General features: G+C 58.3%; 15 protein-coding genes. 13 read left to right on the top strand and 2 right to left on the bottom strand.

Annotation, left to right across the window (positions count from 1 at the left end):
- Positions 1 to 78 precede the first annotated feature (78 nt).
- The 7 genes from I9188_RS00250 (at position 79) to mdoH (ending at position 9567) form a co-directional block, all read left to right on the top strand.
- Positions 79 to 537 carry a DUF302 domain-containing protein gene (locus tag I9188_RS00250; protein ID WP_209503305.1) on the top strand — a complete coding sequence of 153 codons (459 nt, stop codon included), beginning with the start codon at positions 79 to 81 and terminating at the stop codon, positions 535 to 537.
- Positions 538 to 616: 79 nt separating this feature from the next.
- Positions 617 to 2236 (top strand): thiamine pyrophosphate-binding protein, encoded by a 1620-nt coding sequence (locus I9188_RS00245; protein WP_209503303.1) that lies wholly within the window; start codon positions 617 to 619, stop codon positions 2234 to 2236.
- Positions 2223 to 3407, top strand: coding sequence for a CaiB/BaiF CoA-transferase family protein (locus tag I9188_RS00240; protein WP_209503301.1), 1185 nt, complete (start codon positions 2223 to 2225; stop codon positions 3405 to 3407). Before I9188_RS00245 ends, I9188_RS00240 begins: the two co-directional genes overlap by 14 nt.
- Positions 3408 to 3586: 179 nt before the next feature.
- Entirely contained in the window at positions 3587 to 4957 is a 1371-nt protein-coding gene (locus I9188_RS00235; RefSeq protein ID WP_209599551.1) for a tetratricopeptide repeat protein, read from the top strand.
- Positions 4958 to 4985: 28 nt separating this feature from the next.
- Positions 4986 to 6203: an OpgC domain-containing protein gene (locus I9188_RS00230; RefSeq protein ID WP_209503297.1), complete on the top strand. Its 1218-nt coding sequence runs from the start codon at positions 4986 to 4988 to the stop codon at positions 6201 to 6203.
- Complete coding sequence (locus I9188_RS00225; protein ID WP_209503295.1) at positions 6200 to 7699, top strand: glucan biosynthesis protein G; 1500 nt, start codon at positions 6200 to 6202, stop codon at positions 7697 to 7699. The genes I9188_RS00230 and I9188_RS00225 overlap by 4 nt, the downstream gene beginning before the upstream one ends.
- Positions 7696 to 9567, top strand: coding sequence for a glucans biosynthesis glucosyltransferase MdoH (gene mdoH / locus I9188_RS00220; protein WP_209504853.1), 1872 nt, complete (start codon positions 7696 to 7698; stop codon positions 9565 to 9567). Before I9188_RS00225 ends, mdoH begins: the two co-directional genes overlap by 4 nt.
- Here the strand turns inward: mdoH and I9188_RS00215 are convergent, their stop codons facing one another.
- A complete protein-coding gene (locus I9188_RS00215; protein ID WP_209503293.1) occupies positions 9568 to 10392 on the bottom strand; it encodes an alpha/beta fold hydrolase in 825 nt (274 codons plus the stop codon).
- Entirely contained in the window at positions 10389 to 10850 is a 462-nt protein-coding gene (locus tag I9188_RS00210; RefSeq protein ID WP_209504852.1) for a rhodanese-like domain-containing protein, read from the bottom strand. The genes I9188_RS00215 and I9188_RS00210 overlap by 4 nt, the downstream gene beginning before the upstream one ends.
- 234 nt (positions 10851 to 11084) lie before the next feature.
- Here I9188_RS00210 and I9188_RS00205 point away from each other — a divergent pair, with 234 nt between their 5' ends.
- Genes I9188_RS00205 through I9188_RS00180 form a run of 6 tightly spaced genes read left to right on the top strand, consistent with a single transcriptional unit; the run spans position 11085 to position 17012 of the window.
- Positions 11085 to 13955, top strand: coding sequence for a monovalent cation/H+ antiporter subunit A (locus I9188_RS00205; protein ID WP_209503292.1), 2871 nt, complete (start codon positions 11085 to 11087; stop codon positions 13953 to 13955).
- A complete protein-coding gene (locus tag I9188_RS00200) occupies positions 13955 to 14314 on the top strand; it encodes a Na+/H+ antiporter subunit C (RefSeq protein ID WP_209503290.1) in 360 nt (119 codons plus the stop codon). Before I9188_RS00205 ends, I9188_RS00200 begins: the two co-directional genes overlap by 1 nt.
- Positions 14311 to 15855: a monovalent cation/H+ antiporter subunit D gene (locus I9188_RS00195; protein ID WP_209503288.1), complete on the top strand. Its 1545-nt coding sequence runs from the start codon at positions 14311 to 14313 to the stop codon at positions 15853 to 15855. Before I9188_RS00200 ends, I9188_RS00195 begins: the two co-directional genes overlap by 4 nt.
- Complete coding sequence (locus tag I9188_RS00190; RefSeq protein WP_209504851.1) at positions 15855 to 16352, top strand: Na+/H+ antiporter subunit E; 498 nt, start codon at positions 15855 to 15857, stop codon at positions 16350 to 16352. Before I9188_RS00195 ends, I9188_RS00190 begins: the two co-directional genes overlap by 1 nt.
- Positions 16349 to 16618, top strand: a complete 270-nt coding sequence (locus I9188_RS00185) for a K+/H+ antiporter subunit F (RefSeq protein ID WP_209503286.1) — start codon at positions 16349 to 16351, stop codon at positions 16616 to 16618. The genes I9188_RS00190 and I9188_RS00185 overlap by 4 nt, the downstream gene beginning before the upstream one ends.
- Before the next feature lie 7 nt (positions 16619 to 16625).
- Positions 16626 to 17012: a Na+/H+ antiporter subunit G gene (locus tag I9188_RS00180; protein WP_209503284.1), complete on the top strand. Its 387-nt coding sequence runs from the start codon at positions 16626 to 16628 to the stop codon at positions 17010 to 17012.

The raw sequence follows: 17012 nt of genomic DNA, 5'->3' as shown, positions 1-17012 counted from the left end.
AAATAAACACGGGTTTGTGATGACGTGGATCGCTCAGGTCTGGCACACAGGTTGCACCTCAATACAGGAGACGTGACAATGAAAGCCCTCATTCCCTTGCTCTGCCTGATCGCTTTACCCGTTTGGGCACAAGACGCCCCAACCGGTTGGGCCGTGCTTCCTGCGGACAAGACCTACTCGGAACTGGTCGATGCAACCAAGGCTGCAATCAAGGACAACGGGCTAATTGTGGTGACGCAGGCTGGCCCCACCAAAGCTGCTGCGGCGCGCGGGATCACCATTCCAGGCAATCTGGTGATTGGTGCGTTCAACAACGATTACGCGGTGCGGGTGCTGGAAACCTCTACCAATGCGATGATCGAAGCACCGATCCGTTTCTACGTCACCGAGAACGAGGACGGGACCGCAACCCTGTCTTACAAGACCCCCAGCTTCGTGTTTGCCCCTTACATGGCGGAAGGCGGGCAAGTCTTGCAGGACATTGCCGCAGAATTGGATACAGCCTTTCAATCCGTCGCCGAAGAGGCAGTCAAATAGTCACACTGACGTGATCCGCCTTGCGTCTGGTGGCGTCCTCCGCAATCTGCTTCGAAACGGTTATCTCGGAGCATGACTGATGCAGGACCCCACGCCGCGCGCCGCCGATCTTCTGGCCCAACGCCTGTACGAAGAGGGGTGCCGCCACGCGTTTGGAATGCCGGGGGGTGAGGTGCTGACACTGGTGGATGCGCTTGAGAAAGCGGGCATCACCTTTCATCTGACAAAACATGAAAACTCGGCCGGATTCATGGCCGAGGCCGTGCATCACCGCGACGGCGCGCCTGCGATTCTGGTCGCCACTTTGGGTCCCGGCGCGATGAACGGCATCAACGTGGTGGCCAATGCGTTGCAGGACCGTGTTCCGATGATCGTTCTGACCGGTTGTGTCGATGCGGACGAAGCGCTGACCTACACCCATCAGGTTATGGACCACAGCCAGGTTTACCGTTCCATCACCAAGGGCACGTTTACCCTGACGGCCAAGGGTGCGGATATCATCGCAGACAAGGCGGTGTCGCTGGCCACGCAGCCGCGACCGGGGCCGGTTCATATTGATGTCCCGATCTCGGTCGCCGACACGCCGGTGACGGGTAAAAAACGCCGCCGCCTGGCCAAGGTCGCGCCTGTCAGCCCCAATGGTGAATGCCTTGAAAAAGCCCGGCGCTGGGTGGCTGAGGCCGAGCGCCCCATCGCCATTATCGGTCTCGATGTCCTCTATGACGACTCGCGCAGTGTTGTGCAGGCGTTTTTGGAACATTTCGGAATTCCATTTGTTACCACCTACAAGGCCAAGGGTGTTGTTCCCGAAGATCACCCTTTGTGTTTGGGCGGCGCTGGCCTGTCGCCTTTGGCAGACAAGCACCTTGTCCCATTGGTCGAACACGCCGATCTGGTGCTGTGTCTGGGGTATGACCCGATCGAAATGCGCCCCGGCTGGCGCGAAATCTGGGACCCCGAAGAAAAGCGCGTCATCGACATATCAGCGGTGATCAATGACCACTACATGCATCAGGCGGGTCTTAATCTGGTGGCCGACACGGGCGAGACGCTGGAGGCCATCGCCAAGGGAAACCCTGCCCGCGCAACGTGGCCGGGTGGTGAGCCCGCGCAGGTCAAAACCGCACTGGCACAGGCCTTTCCCACCGATGAGGACTGGGGACCCGCAGCGGTCATCGCCGAAACGCGGGCTACCCTGCCCCCCGAAACGCTGGCAACCGCCGACAGCGGCGCGCATCGCATTCTGCTGAGCCAGATGTGGGACTGCAGCGAAGAACGTGGGCTGATCCAATCCTCGGCGCTCTGCACCATGGGCTGTGCTGTCCCAATGGCCATTGGTCTGAAACTGGCCGAGCCTGACCGCCCGGTGATCAGCTTTTCGGGTGATGCCGGGTTTCTGATGGTCGCCGGGGAATTGTCGACGGCGGCTGAAATGGGCGGCAATCCGATCTTTCTTGTCTTCGTTGATGCCAGCCTTGCCCTTATCGAGTTGAAACAGCGGCAGCGGCAAATGGGAAAGAATGGCGTGGATTTCGGTCACCATGACTTCGCGGCCATGGGCCGTGCATTTGGTGGGAACGGCCACACTGTCCGCAACCGGGCAGAGTTGCGTGCAGCACTTGAAGCTGCTGTAAAGGCCGAGACATTTACCGTCATCGCCGCTGAAATCGACCGTGGAGGATACGATGGCCGCATCTGAGGGCCCGCTGAAGGGCGTCAAGGTTCTGGACCTCAGCCGTATTCTGGCCGGGCCGACCTGCACGCAGTTGCTGGGTGATCTGGGCGCAAGCGTCATCAAGATCGAAAACCCTGCCACCGGCGGCGACGACACACGGCAATGGGGTCCGCCCTATGTCACCGATGCCGACGGCAACCGCTCGGACCTGAGCGCCTATTTCATGTCAGCGAACCGAAACAAGAAATCCGTGGCGCTGGATATCGCGACTGAGAAAGGTCAGGCGGAAATTCGGCGGCTGGCCTCACACGCGGATATTCTGATCGAGAATTTCAAACCCGGTGGTCTGGCGAAATACGGGCTGGACTATGCCACCCTGTCGCAGGAATTCCCCAGCCTCGTTTACTGCTCGATTTCGGGTTACGGCCAAACCGGGCCGAACGCCAGCAAACCCGGCTATGACCTGATGGCGCAAGGTTATGGTGGGATCATGTCCCTGACCGGCGACCCGGAAGGCGCGCCGATGAAAGTGGGGGTCGGCATCGCTGATGTGATGTGCGGAATGTATGCTAGCGTTGGCATTCTGGCCGCGCTGCGCCACCGCGACCTGACCGGTGAAGGCCAGCAGGTCGATCTGGCACTTGTTGATTCTCAGATCGCATGGCTGATCAACGAGGGCGTCAATTACCTGACTTCAGGCGACGTTCCGCAACGCCGTGGAAACGGGCATCCCAACATCGTGCCTTATGACGTTTACGAGACATCCGATGGGCATGTCATTCTGGCGGTCGGAAATGATGGCCAGTTCAGAAAGCTGTGCGGTTTCCTGGGACACCCCGAACTTGCCGACGACCCCAGATTCGCGACCAACCCGGCGCGACTGGAACACCGTGATGCGCTGAACGCCATTCTACGGCCTGCTGTTCAAGGTCTGGATACGCGATCCGTGATTTCCGGTCTTGAAGACGTGAAAGTGCCCGTAGGTCCGGTCCAGACGCTGGATCAGGTTTTTGATACGGAACAGGTAGCAGCACGAAAAATGCAGATTTCGATGCAGGCCCAGCCCGGTGCGGTGAACCTGATCGGGAATCCCCTGAACCTGTCACGTACGCCTGTAACATATCGCAGCGCGCCACCCACCTGCGGGGCGGACACTGACTGGGTATTAAACGCTGAAAACCCGTTCGACGATTGAAACACTTGCACAACTAGGCGGCAAGTTGCTGAAACATGCCTTTGAATCGGCGGATTTTTTCGACTTTTTCACACACGACATTTCACCAATTCGAGAGCGGGGTCGATACTGATACGCCGCTCTCGCACACTCTGCTACATCAAACAGTGTCAAATACCGCAATCAGATTGGACCCAAGTATGAAACAAGACGTTTTTGGACAGATGAACACCTTGGCGCAGCCTGAAGCTGTCGAAGCTTGGAATGGTGTTCTGCTTGGGTTCATGGCACATGCCGCGGTTACGCCCCAACATCTGAGCAAAGTGCTGGAGCTTGAGCCCGATTTTGCTTTGGGTCATGCCGTGAAAGGCCTTTTCATGGGCCTTCTCGGTCGGCGCGAGATGATGGCGGTTGCAGTCGAGGCTTTGGCGGCTGCCAATGCTGCGATGAAACAGCAGCCCGTCTCGGCACGCGAGCGGTTGTTTGTCGATGCTTTGGGGCTGTATCTGGCGGGCCAACTGACACAGGCGGTGCAAAAGTTCGAAGCGGTCCTGCGCGATCATCCGCAGGATACGTTGGCGATGAAACTCAGCCACGCGACCCGTTTCGTTCTGGGCGATCCGGGCGGAATGCGCCGTTCGATCGAACGGGTGATGCCTGCATATGAACCCGATCATCCCGGTCGGGGCTATCTGCTGGGCTGCCATTCCTTCGCGCTGGAAGAAACCGGAGCTTATGAAAAGGCCGAAATCGCGGGACGTCAGGCGCTTTGGATGGTGTCCGACGATGCCTGGGGTCTGCACGCGGTGGCCCATGTCCATGAAATGACCGGCAACGCGCAGCTGGGCCTTGACTGGCTGGCCGGACGCGAGGCGGCCTGGGCCCATTGCAACAACTTCCGCTATCACGTCTGGTGGCACAAGGCCCTGATGCATCTGGATCTTGGTCAGGTCGATCAGGTGATGGATCTGTATGACAACCACGTTCGCAAGGACAAAACCGACGATTACCGCGACATCTCGAACGGAACCTCGTTGCTGATGCGGCTTGAACTAGAAGGCGTAAATGTCGGAAATCGCTGGGAAGAACTGGCTGACCTGAGTGCTGCACGCACCGAAGACGGCTGCCTGATCTTTGCGGATCTGCATTATCTGCTGGCGCTGACCGGTGACAACCGCGCTGATGCCACCGCCAAGATGCTGACTCGCCTCAACAAGGATGCAGCGCGCGCCAATGACGACACCACCCGCCGTATGGCCGATCCCGGTGTCGCGGCCGCCATGGGTCTTGAAGCCTTTGGTGACGGCCATTATGGCACGGCATTTGATCACCTGTTGGCAGCGCGCGGTTCGATGCAACTGGCTGGTGGCAGCCACGCGCAACGTGATGTATTTGAACGCATTACCATCGATTCCGGGCTTCGGGCCGGTCGTCTCGATGCCGTTGAACGCATTCTGGACGACCGTCGCGCCAAGCGCGCCGGGGGAGAAGACAATTATGCCATCGCGCGCCGCTCCCTGATTGATGCGGCCCGTGACGGCGGAGACATGCAAAGCGTCCCCGCCGAATAACAAGACGACCAAAAAGGACAGAGACCGTATGGCGACCATATCGCCCGCTGCTGATTTTGCACCCGTCGCAGCCCCGGCTGCGGCCCCCGCCCGCACGCGTGACCCGCGACTGGATTTCTATCGCGGCATCGCGATGTTCATCATCCTGATCGCCCACATTCCTAATGATCCCTGGGCGAATTGGATCCCGGCGCGCTTTGGGTACTCGGACGCAACCGAGATCTTCGTGTTCTGTTCGGGCATGGCCTCGGCCATCGCCTTTGGCGGGGCGTTCCTGCACAAGGGCTGGTGGATGGGCACGGCCCGTGTGGCCTATCGCATCTGGCAGGTTTATTGGGCCCATATTGCCCTGTTCTTCTTCGTCGCCATGACAATGGCCGCGCTGGATCTGACCGGTGCGTTCGAGAAAACCTATGTCTCGTCGCTGAATCTTCAGCATTTCTTCGACGATCCCGCCCCTCAGATGGTGGGAATCTTTACCCTGACTTATGTACCGAACTACTTTGACATCCTGCCAATGTATCTGGTGGTACTGGCGCTGATGCCACTCTACATCGCGCTGTACCGTATCAGTTTCTGGCTGATGGCAGCTGCATCTGTGACCATCTGGTGCATCACCCAGACCGGCGCGCTGGCCCTTCCAGCCGAGCCTTGGTCGGATCGGCAATGGTTCTTCAACCCGTTTGGCTGGCAATTGCTGTTCTTCACCGGATTTGCCTTGATGCGCGGCTGGATTCCCGCTCCACCGGTATCGAAAACCCTGGTCTGGGCAGCTGCCTTGTTCCTGATCCTTTCAGCACCATTCGGATCGTGGAAAGTCTTTATCTGGGTTAACACTGCTGCACCTGAGCTGGGCGCTGTGATCCGCAAGAGCTGGCCATTGACCGAAGAGTTGCGCGGCAAGACCGAGTTTGGCCTGCTGCGGTATGTCCATTTCCTGTCACTGGCCTATCTGGGCTGGGTTGCGGCAGGCGAACATGGTCACCGCCTGATAGCGACGGGTCACGGTTTAGGCGCGCGTGTCTGGCAGTTCCTGCTGACGGTCATCACCAAAGTCGGCCAGCAATCCCTTGCAGTCTTTGTATTTTCCATGGCAGCAGCGCGACTTATCGGCGTTGCCCTCGATCAAGCTGGGCGGGATGTTGCCACCGTCTTTGTCGCCAACATAATTGGCTTTGCCATGATCATTGGCGTGGCTTATCTGGCAGCTTGGTTCAAGTCTCAACCCTGGAAATTGAAGAGATGAATTTCACCCGTCGCGCATTCCTCGTTTCGACGACAGCTTTGGCCTTTGCCCCATCGGCCTATGCGACCGGGGGCACCGTTCCATTTGACCGTGACCACGTGATTGAACTGGCCCGCGATCTTGCCAGCCGTCCCTATGCGGAACGCGAAATGGTCCCCCAGGAATGGCAGGATCTGACCTACGAACAATATCGCTCGATCCGTTTTCGACTGGACCGGGCGCTGTGGTACGAGACCGAAACGCCATTTAACGTCGATTTCTTCACACCGGGCCTTTATTTCCCCCGAACCGTCAAGGTGGAAACGGTCGAAAACGGCATGACCACACCGGTCGATTTCGATCTGGGGATGTTCGACAAATCCGAAGATGTGCCGCAATTGCCCATCGACGAGACCCTGGGTTTTTCAGGCCTGCGACTGCGGACCGAGATGCACCGCCCCGGCAAAACGGATGAATTCTGCGTCTGGCAGGGCGCCAGCTATTTCCGCGCAATTGGCCTGCATGAGGTTTATGGCCTGTCGGCCCGCGGACTGGCCCTGAAAACCGGCGATCCAGATGGTGAGGAATTCCCCGAGTTTATCCGTTTTTGGCTGGAACGCCCCATGCCCGGCCAACGGAATATGGTTGTACATGCGCTTATGGACAGTCCCAGCGTGACCGGTGCTTATCGGTTCGATGTCACGGCGGGCGCGGATTGCATTATCGATGTCGAGGCCACGCTGTTTCCGCGTGATGACCTGCCCCATGTGGGCATAGCGCCGGGCACCTCGATGTTCCTGTTCGACCAGACCAACCACAGCCGGTTCGACGATTTCCGTCCGGCCGTCCATGACAGTGACGGGTTGCTAATCCGCAATGGCGCGGGCGAGGTTCTCTGGCGTCCCTTGGCAAATCCAACCCGCCTACAGGTTTCCTCCTTCGTTGATACTAACCCGCGCGGCTTCGGGCTGATGCAGCGTAAGCGCGAGTTCTCGGACTATGCCGACCTTGAGGCGAATTATCACAAACGCCCGGGCCTGTGGGTCGAGCCTAAGGAAGAGTGGGGCAAGGGCACCGTTACACTGGTCGAGATACCGGCAGATCAGGAAATCTACGACAACATCGTCGCCTATTGGCGTCCGGCTGAACCCTACGCGGCAGGTAGCAGGGTTGACCTGTCCTATCGCCTGATCTGGGGTGAGGAGCCTCAGCTCACTCCGATGCCACGGGTGACCAACACCGCCATGGGCGAAAATACCTTTGGTGAGGGGCGTTTGGTTGTCGTCGATTTCGAAGGCAGCGACTTGTTCGATGATATCGAGACGATCAGTGTCTTCGTGGATTCCCCTCATGCCGAAACCTCGGACGGTGTTCTGCAACGCAACCCGGATACGGGTGGGTTGCGTCTGGCGTTTTCGTTCCAACCTGAAGAGCGCGATCATGTTGAATTGCGCGCGCAGCTGCTGAAAGACAAACAGCCCGCCTCTGAGGTGTGGCTTTACCGATGGACCATATGAACCGCGATCTGCATATCATGCCGCCTGAAGCACCTCTGGCGATGCCCGCGCAGAATTTCAGCGTAGGGTTCCACGATGCCGATGCCCCGTCGGGCACAGACACGGGTGCGACTGGATTTTGGCGCGCGCTTGCGTTTTCACCGGCGATGGTGGCGACATTGGGCCTGCTATGGATCATGAGCGACTGGTTCAGCGCCCAGGGGATCAATCTGATCGAGGGCATCCTGTTGGCGCTTATCTCGTTCAACTTCTTTTGGATTTCATTCACGGTCTGCACCGTTCTGCTGGGTATGGTGTCGCTGTCGCGACAGGATCGTCCGCAGCGCAAGCGCACAGCACAGCCCCTGCGCGTGGCCCTTTTGACACCGGTATACAACGAAGTGCCATGGAACGTGCTGGGCAACGCCCGCACCATGCTTGAGGATTTGCAGGCACGCGGTCGGCAGCATCACTATGCCATGTTCATCCTGTCCGACACGCGCGATCCTGAAATCGCGGCGCAGGAACAGGCCAGCGTCGAAGCCCTGCGCACCACGCTCGCCCCGGGGCTGGAGTTGTATTACCGCCGTCGCGAGCTAAACACCGACCGCAAGGTGGGTAACATCGCCGACTGGGTTAGTCGCTGGGGCGCAGATTGGGACGCGATGCTGGTTCTGGATGCGGACAGCCTGATGACAGGTCGCGCCATACTTCGGCTGACCGATGCGCTGGCGCGTGATCCCGGTGCCGGGCTGATCCAGAGCTATCCGCAACTGATCGGCGCGCAATCGGTTTTTGCCCGGATGCAACAATTTGCAAATGGAGTCTATGGCATCGCCTTTGCCGAAGGATTGGCGCGCTGGTGCGGGCAAGAGGGCAATTATTGGGGCCACAACGCAATTATCCGCACCAAGGCTTTCGCCACCAGTGCCGGACTGCCCAAGCTGCGCGCGCTCAATGGTCAGGACAAGCTGATCATGAGCCATGATTTCGTCGAGGCCGGATTGCTGCGCCGTGCCGGATGGGCGGTGCGGTTCCTGCCACGCATTCGGGGATCTTACGAGGAAACACCCCCCACACTGATCGATCATGCGATGCGGGATCGGCGTTGGTGCCAGGGCAACCTGCAACACCTGAAACTGCTGGGCTCGACCGGATTCCGGGCCGTCTCGCGTTTTCACATGTTCCACGGTGCCGTTGGGTACTTGATGTCACCGCTGTGGTTTGCGCTGCTGTTGATGTGGGCACTGATCGGTCAGGGCAAAGACGCTTCTGTCCTGCATTACTTCAGCCCCGATAATCCGCTGTTCCCGCAATGGCCGGAAATGTCTGAAACCCGGCACGTTCTGATCATTCTCGTGATGTATGCAATGCTGCTGGCACCCAAGGTTCTGGGAGTTCTGGCTTTGCCGCTAAGCGGTGTGCGCTACTCCGAATTCGGAGGCGGCCTCAAGTTCCTGACCTCGTTTCTGGCCGAGGTCATTCTGTCGATCCTTTATGCGCCGATCCTGATGGTGCAACAGATGATCGCCGTGTTCCGGACAGCGCTTGGCATTCAGCGGGGCTGGTCGCCACAAGCACGCGACGGTGGCAGTTACGGATTGCGCACGCTGATCCTGTGTCACGCATTGGAAACCGTCAGTGGCATAGCCTTGAGTGTTGGTATCCTGTCCGGGCTGGTCTCGATCTGGCTGGCTCCGATCGCCGTCAGTCTTGCTTTGGCCATCCCACTATCAGCACTCAGCGGTGTTTCGGCCGGTGCCGCACGCCGGATGGTCGGGATGCGCGAGGATTTCCGCGAACCTTCCATCACCCGGTCGGCCCGCCGTTACCGGGCCGAGCTGAAACAACTGGTTGAAGGTAAGATCAAGATGACCCCGGCAGAGTGATCAACTGCCTGGAAGCCCTTCGTACCAATCCACGACCATATCGGCCCAGCCAGCTGGAACTGTATGACCGCCCGGAAACAAGGCAAACTCCAGCGCGCTGCCTTTGGCACAGGCAGTCCAGCGGCGGCGCATGAATTTTCCTGTTGTGCTGAACCCAGCCGGTTTGTGATCGACGCAGCCATTTGCCTCGCGCCAGATTTCGAGCCCGGCATAGATGTCCCCCTGCTGAAACCGGCCACCGCCCAGCAAGCGCCCCTCAAGCGGAACCACGTTGTCGGTCCAGCCGTGGGTATGCAACATCCGGATCGGACCCTTGCAGGTTTCTGGGTGCGGCCGCCAGAACCCTCCGGACACCGGAACATATGCCGAAAATGTCTCGGGTGCCTTGCAGGCCAGATAGTTGACCATAAAACCACCAGCCGAAAACCCACCCAGCATGACCCGGTCGGTGTCGATACCAAAGCGGTTTACCGCGTCCTGAACTACTTCAGACAGAAAGGCGGTTTCATCCCGTTCGCCAAAACCGGGATAGAAATTCCAGCTTTTTGTGCCACCACGGTCGGGCCTCTCCAAGCCTTCCGGAGCCATGACAGCATAACCCCGCGCCAGCAGAGGTTCGACCATCCCGCGATTTCGCATCGTGCCTGAACCACTGCCGCCATACCCGTGCAGGAACACCACCAATGGCGGGTTTTCTGTGTCGGGCAATTCGATGTGATACGCGCCCATCGGCGTCTCGCAAACGCTCTGTTGATCGGCGCAGCCCGCCTGGACCGTCTGCGCGACAAAGGCAAAGATTGCTGCAAGACTGATTTCCCTGATCATCCCGCATCCTCAATGAATCTGCGAACCGGCAAACCGGCCCTTACCCATCCTGGCCCGGCCGCCGAGCCCAACATTCCCTCGGGTACGTCGATGATATTTGTGAATCCGGCTTCAATCAAACGATTGCTGAGGCGCGCGGACCGCACCCCTCGGGCGCAAATCAGCGCCACGGGAACAGCCTGATCACCACCGGTCATTTGTGTCAGAACGTCGACGAAATCCTCGCGCCGCATATCCAGCGGTACCGCGCCCTCGCCAATTCCCGAGGCGCGCCACTCGCGCGGTGTGCGGATATCAACCAGCAGAACGCGCCCGTCCACAGCCTGCTCATGGGCGTCGGCCACACTGATCCGGCCGCCGCTGTGATCCTCGGGGATCAGTCTGTATTGCCTGATCGCAAACCCGGCAGCAATCGCGGCACCGCCACCAATCAATAGCCACCGTCGGGATCGTTTCATTTTTTCGGCCACACCTCAGCCTCCTGTTCGCTGACACTGGTTCTATCACAACCAGACAGCAAGTTGCGCGGTGAAACACAGCTTGCAGATCAAGATCGCGTCATTAATGCGCAATGCCACCAATGCATTGGTGATCCATTGGAGCCCGGCAAAAAAGTTGCCATCTCTGGACAGTCGGCAAAATATCCTTACAAAATTGACCTCACCCTGACCGCCCAGACCGGAGTATCGCACTTGTCCCTATTCCTTATTGCGGCCCTTCCCTTCCTTGGTGCTGTATTTCCCGCACTGCTGATCCGCGCGGGCCGAAATGCCGCCGCGTCCGCAGCCGGGTTGACCACATTTCTGGCCCTGATGGGGCTGCTGATCCACATCCCTTCGGTCATGCGTGGAGACGTCGTGACCGCCCGGTTTGATTGGATACCGAGATTGGGCCTGAACGCGAATTTCATGCTGGACGGGCTGGGATTTCTTTTCGCTTTGCTGATCCTTGTCATTGGATTGCTCATCATTCTCTACGCACGGTTCTACCTGTCGCGCGAAGATCCGATGGGACAGTTCTATACCTACCTGCTGCTGTTTCAGGGGGCGATGGTTGGTATTGTCCTGTCCGACAACATCCTACTTTTAATTGTTTTCTGGGAACTTACATCGCTCAGCTCATTCCTGTTGATCGGCTATTGGAAACATCTGCCCGATGGCCGACAGGGCGCGCGCATGGCTTTGGCCGTCACCGGCTCGGGCGGGTTGGCGATGATCGCCGGGATGCTGATCCTCGGCAATATCGTTGGATCTTATGACCTGAGTGTCATTTTGCAGAACAAGGCGCTGATACAGGCGTCCCCCTACTACCTGCCGGCGTTGATCCTGATCCTGCTGGGCGCTTTCACCAAGTCGGCACAGTTCCCGTTTCACTTCTGGCTGCCCCATGCCATGGCCGCGCCGACGCCGGTATCGGCCTATCTGCATTCGGCCACCATGGTGAAGGCCGGTCTGTTCCTGATGGCGCGGATGTGGCCGGTTCTGGCGGGAACAGATGCCTGGTTCTACATCGTGGCCACAACTGGTCTGATCACCATGCTGCTGGGTGCGGTCATCGCGCTGTTCAAAGATGACCTGAAGGCGCTGCTGGCCTTTTCGACCGTATCCCATCTGGGCCTGATCACCATGCTGTTGGGCTTTGGCACTAAAATTGCCGCCGTGGCCGCCATTTTCCACATCATCAACCATGCGACCTTCAAGGCCGCCCTGTTCATGACCGCCGGAATCGTGGATCACGAGACCGGTACGCGGAACCTGAAACGGCTGGGTGGCCTGCGCCACCTGATGCCGATCACCTTTACCATCGGCACCATCGCAGCCCTTTCCATGGCGGGTCTGCCGCCGCTGAATGGCTTTTTGTCGAAAGAGATGATGCTGGAAGAGACTGTGCATACCACCTGGTTGCATTCACATTATCTGGTTCCGGGGCTGGCACTTTTGGCAGCGCTGTTTTCGGCCGCTTATTCTTTCCGCTTCGTCAGCCATGTTTTCCTTGGAGCCCAGCGCGAAGACTATCCCACCCATCCGCATGATCCGCCTGTTGGGCTGTGGCTGGCACCCGCATTGCTGGTGGTGCTGGTCGTCCTGATCGGCCTGAATTCCGCAGCACTCGTTGGCCCGCTGATCGCCGTGGTTACCAGCGCGGTGATAGGCGGCGAGAAGCTGCCGTATTACTCGCTCAAACTGTGGCATGGCTTCACGCCCGCACTTTACATGTCGGTTGTTGCGACATTGGGTGGCCTGTTCCTGCTGGCGCTGCACAAACGCGGCGAGCAGGTCTGGAATGCCCTGCCCCGGCCCGAGGCCAAGGTAATCTTTGAGGCGATCATCGACGCGCTGACCAGGCTAAGCCGCTGGATCACCGATGAGATGCATAACGGTGTTCTCAGCCGCTATGCGATCATCTTCGTGGCCTTCACCGTGGGCCTTGGTTATTACGCCTATTCGACGGGAACCATCGGTGTGGAAACCCGCGTTCCGCTGCCAGCGCAGATCATTCCGATCATCGGCTGGATCTGTCTGGTGGGCGCAACGCTGGGCATCATGTGGTTCCATCGGAATCGCCTGTTGTCACTGGTGCTGATCGGTGTCGTCGGCCTGATCGTTTCGGTTGCCTTCAACTATCTCTCGGCCCCAGATCTTGCCCTGACGCAAATCTCGGTCGAGGTGGTGACAATGATCCTTTTGTTGCTGTCGCTGAACTTCCTGCCGACCGAGACACCGTGGGACAGCAGCGCGGCGCGGCGATGGCGGGATGCCGCGATTTCCGTCATTGCCGGTCTTGGTACTGGCGCGCTGGTCTACGCGATGATGATGCGCGATTTTGCATTCCCAACGATTTCAGAATTCCATCTGGCCAATTCCTACAAGGGCGGTGGCGGCACCAATGTGGTCAACGTGATCCTCGTCGACTTCCGGGGTTTTGATACGTTTGGCGAGATCATCGTGCTGGGCATTGCCGCGCTGATTATCTTTGCGCTGACGGAATCCGTGTTAAGCACCAATGTCCGCAGTTACCTGCTGAATCGCAAACCGCACTGGCCACAGTCCGGTGATTCACACCCGCTGATGATGGTTGTGGCGACCCGCGTGATGATGCCGATTGCGCTGATGGTCGGGGCTTATATTTTCTTCCGTGGGCACAACCAGCCAGGCGGCGGATTTATCGCCGGGCTGATCGTCGCCATCGCCTATCTGATGCAATACATGGCCAGCGGCTATACTTGGGCGATTGAACGGCAGCGGTTTTATTACCACGGCACCATTGGCTGGGGCGTTCTGATCGCCGCAGCAACGGGTCTGGGCGCCTGGTTCAATGAACGCCCCTTCTTGACCAGTGATTTCGGCTATCTCCACTGGCCCCCGCTTGAGGAATTCGAATGGGCCACCGCCATGCTGTTTGACACGGGCGTGTTCCTTGCGGTTCTGGGCGCGGTCATGCTGGCGCTCGACAGCCTGTCCCGCTTTGCATGGCAACCCGGAATGGCACAGGAATTTCCGATGGATATCAATCCCCTGCGGGACTCTCCACCGGAACAAGAACAAGAGAAGGAGCAGGCCTGATGGAAGCGCTCGTAGCCTCTGCCGTCGGTATCTTGACCGCAGCCGGAATATTCCTGATCCTGCGCCGCCGGACGTTCCCTGTCATTCTGGGCTTGTCGCTGATTACTTACGCGGTCAACGTGTTCCTGTTCGCGACCGGGCGCCTTGCGCTGAACGCCCCGCCGGTTCTGAACAAATACAAGGACGTCGCTTATACCGATCCTCTGCCACAGGCGCTGGTGCTGACCGCGATTGTAATTTCCTTTGGAATGACCGCGGTGATCGTGATGATTTCGCTCAGCGCGTACCTGTCCTCCAAGGATGACCATATCGACATGACAGCGCAGGACAGCGTGGATGCCGCGGGAGAAGACGCATGAACCACTGGATCGTTGCGCCGATCGTCCTGCCCGCGATCCTGGCTCCGTTTAGCATCATGGTTTTGCGATACCATTTGGACCTGCAGCGCATCTTTTCCGTTGCCGGTGTTGTAGCCCTGTTGGGTATCGCCCTGACAATCACAGCTCAGGCTTCGGGTGGAGATATTCAGGTTTACGAACTTGGTGACTGGCCTGCCCCGTTTGGCATTGTCATGGTACTGGATCGAATGTCGGCCATGATGGTTCTACTAACCGCGCTGCTGGCCTTACCGATTGTCCTCTATGCAATAGCTTCGGGCTGGGATGATAGGGGCAAACACTTCCACGCCCTGTTCCATTTTCAGCTTATGGGTGTCTGCGGCGCATTTCTGACCGGAGATGCCTTTAACCTTTTCGTGTTTTTTGAAGTTCTGCTGATCGCCTCTTACGGTCTGATGACCCATGGTGGCGGTGCGGTACGGTTGAAGGCGGGTGTACAATATGTGGCTTACAACCTGTTGGGATCGACTTTGTTCCTGTTTGCGTTGGGCACGATCTATGGCGTGACCGGGACACTGAACATGGCGGATATCGCCACAAGGGTTGCCGAAATCCCGGCCGAGGATACGGCATTGTTGCGGGTTGGCGCAGTCCTTTTGCTTTTGGTCTTTTGCATCAAGGCCGCCGTTCTGCCCCTGCATTTCTGGCTACCTGCCAGCTATGCCAATGCGCCAATGCCCGTCGCGGCCCTGTTTGCAATCATGACAAAGGTCGGGGCTTACTCGATTCTGCGGATGTTCACACTGGCCTTTGGCCCCGATGTCGCAGCGACAGAGGGTCTGGCGGGTGAGTGGTTGCAACCTGCTGCGCTTGTCACTTTGGCTGTCGGGACTATCGGCATTCTGGGGTCAAAACATATCGCCCGCATGGTGGCGTTCTGCGCGATTGCATCCATGGGCACCCTGTTGATCGCAATCTCGCAATTCACGCCTGACGCTACAGCCGCAGCGCTGTACTATGTGTTCCATTCGACACTAGCGACAGCCCTGCTGTTCCTGGTTGCCGATCTGGTGATGGCGCGGCGGGGCGGGGCCATCGCACCAACGCCCCCCATGCCGCAAAGCGGGCTGGTGTCCGCGCTGTTCTTCGTGGGGGCGATTGCAATGGCGGGAATGCCGCCGTTGTCCGGATTTATTGGCAAGCTGCTTGTGCTGGACGCCTCGCGCGATGCTTCCGATGCCACGATGGTCTGGGCCGTGATTCTGATCAGCTCTTTCGTCACAATTATCGGGCTGGCCAGAGCCGGGACATTGATCTTCTGGAAAAGCCACGACACTCAGGCTGTTCCAATAGAGATGCCTGCGGAAAACGAGGCTGCCCCTGAACCGGTCGCACCGGAACCGCAACCGGGTCTTGCCTTTACCGCCGTTTTCGGCGCAGTAGCCGGCCTGATCCTGCTGACATTGTTCGCGGGCCCTGCGCTGGAATATACAAGCCAAACCGCAGAGCAGCTGTTTGCGCCTGAAAACTACATCTCTGCCGTATTGGGAGGGGCCGAATGATGAAACTGCTACACCGGATATTTCCGCACCCTCACCTGACCATTTTGTTGACGATCGTCTGGATCCTGCTGGCGAACAAGCCGTCGCTGAATTCTCTGGTCTTTGGCCTGATCCTTGGGATCATCATTCCCTTTGTCACACAACCCTACTGGCCCGACAGGCCCAAGCTGCGCAACTGGCCAATGGTCGCCGAGTACATGATCGTAGTGCTGTGGGATATTGTCGTCGCGAATGTGACCGTGGCCCGCATCGTCCTGTTCAAACGCAATGAAGACCGGCGGCCCAACTGGGTGTGCATTCCACTGGAGCTTCGGACACCCGAAGCCATAACCGTGCTGGCCGGGACCATCACGATGACACCCGGCACCGTCAGTTGCGACCTGTCGGCACAGGGGCACAATCTGCTGGTCCATTGCCTGGATGCACCAAACCCGGATCAGGTGCGCGACGAAATCAAGCAGCGCTATGAACGTCGCCTGAAGGAGATTTTCGAATGATCGAATACGCTATCTACTTTGCATTTGCCTGTTTTGGCGCGGCGATCATGATGTGTCTGTGGCGGATCATCACCGCGGACGGCGTTGGGACCCGGGTTCTGGCCCTGGATACAATGGTCATCAACACGATTGCCCTGATGATACTTTATGGCCTTTCAAAAGGGACCGAGATTTTCTTTGAAGCGGCCATGATCATCGCGATGCTTGGCTTCGTTTCAACCGTCGCATATGCGCGTTTCATGCTGCGCGGAAATATCATCGAATGAGGGCGATATGACATTCATTGCAGAGCTTCTGATCGCCATTTTCCTGATAGTCTCGGGTATTTTTGGGTTTGTCGGATCCTTCGGCATGATCAAGCTTAATGACCCTATGTCCCGCCTTCATGCGCCGACCAAGGCGACTACTTTGGGGGTGGGCGGGGTGTTGCTGGCTTCGATCACCCATTCCGTTCTGCTGGAAGGCAAACTGTCGCTGCACGAGCTTCTGATCACGCTGTTTTTATTCCTGACGGCTCCGATCACGGCCCTGTTCATTGCAAAATGGCACATTCACCGTCATGAACTTCCCAGTGACCTGCCCGATGCTGGCGAGGATGAGCTTTGGGCCACCCACGCGGTCGAGCAGGTCGAGGATGTTCCGGACCACAGCGCGAATTAA

Source organism: Ruegeria sp. HKCCSA071 (assembly GCF_017872555.1).
Lineage (GTDB): Bacteria > Pseudomonadota > Alphaproteobacteria > Rhodobacterales > Rhodobacteraceae > Ruegeria.
The sequence above is the reverse complement of the archived record's forward strand: the minus strand, read 5'-3'. Positions and strand labels throughout refer to the sequence as shown.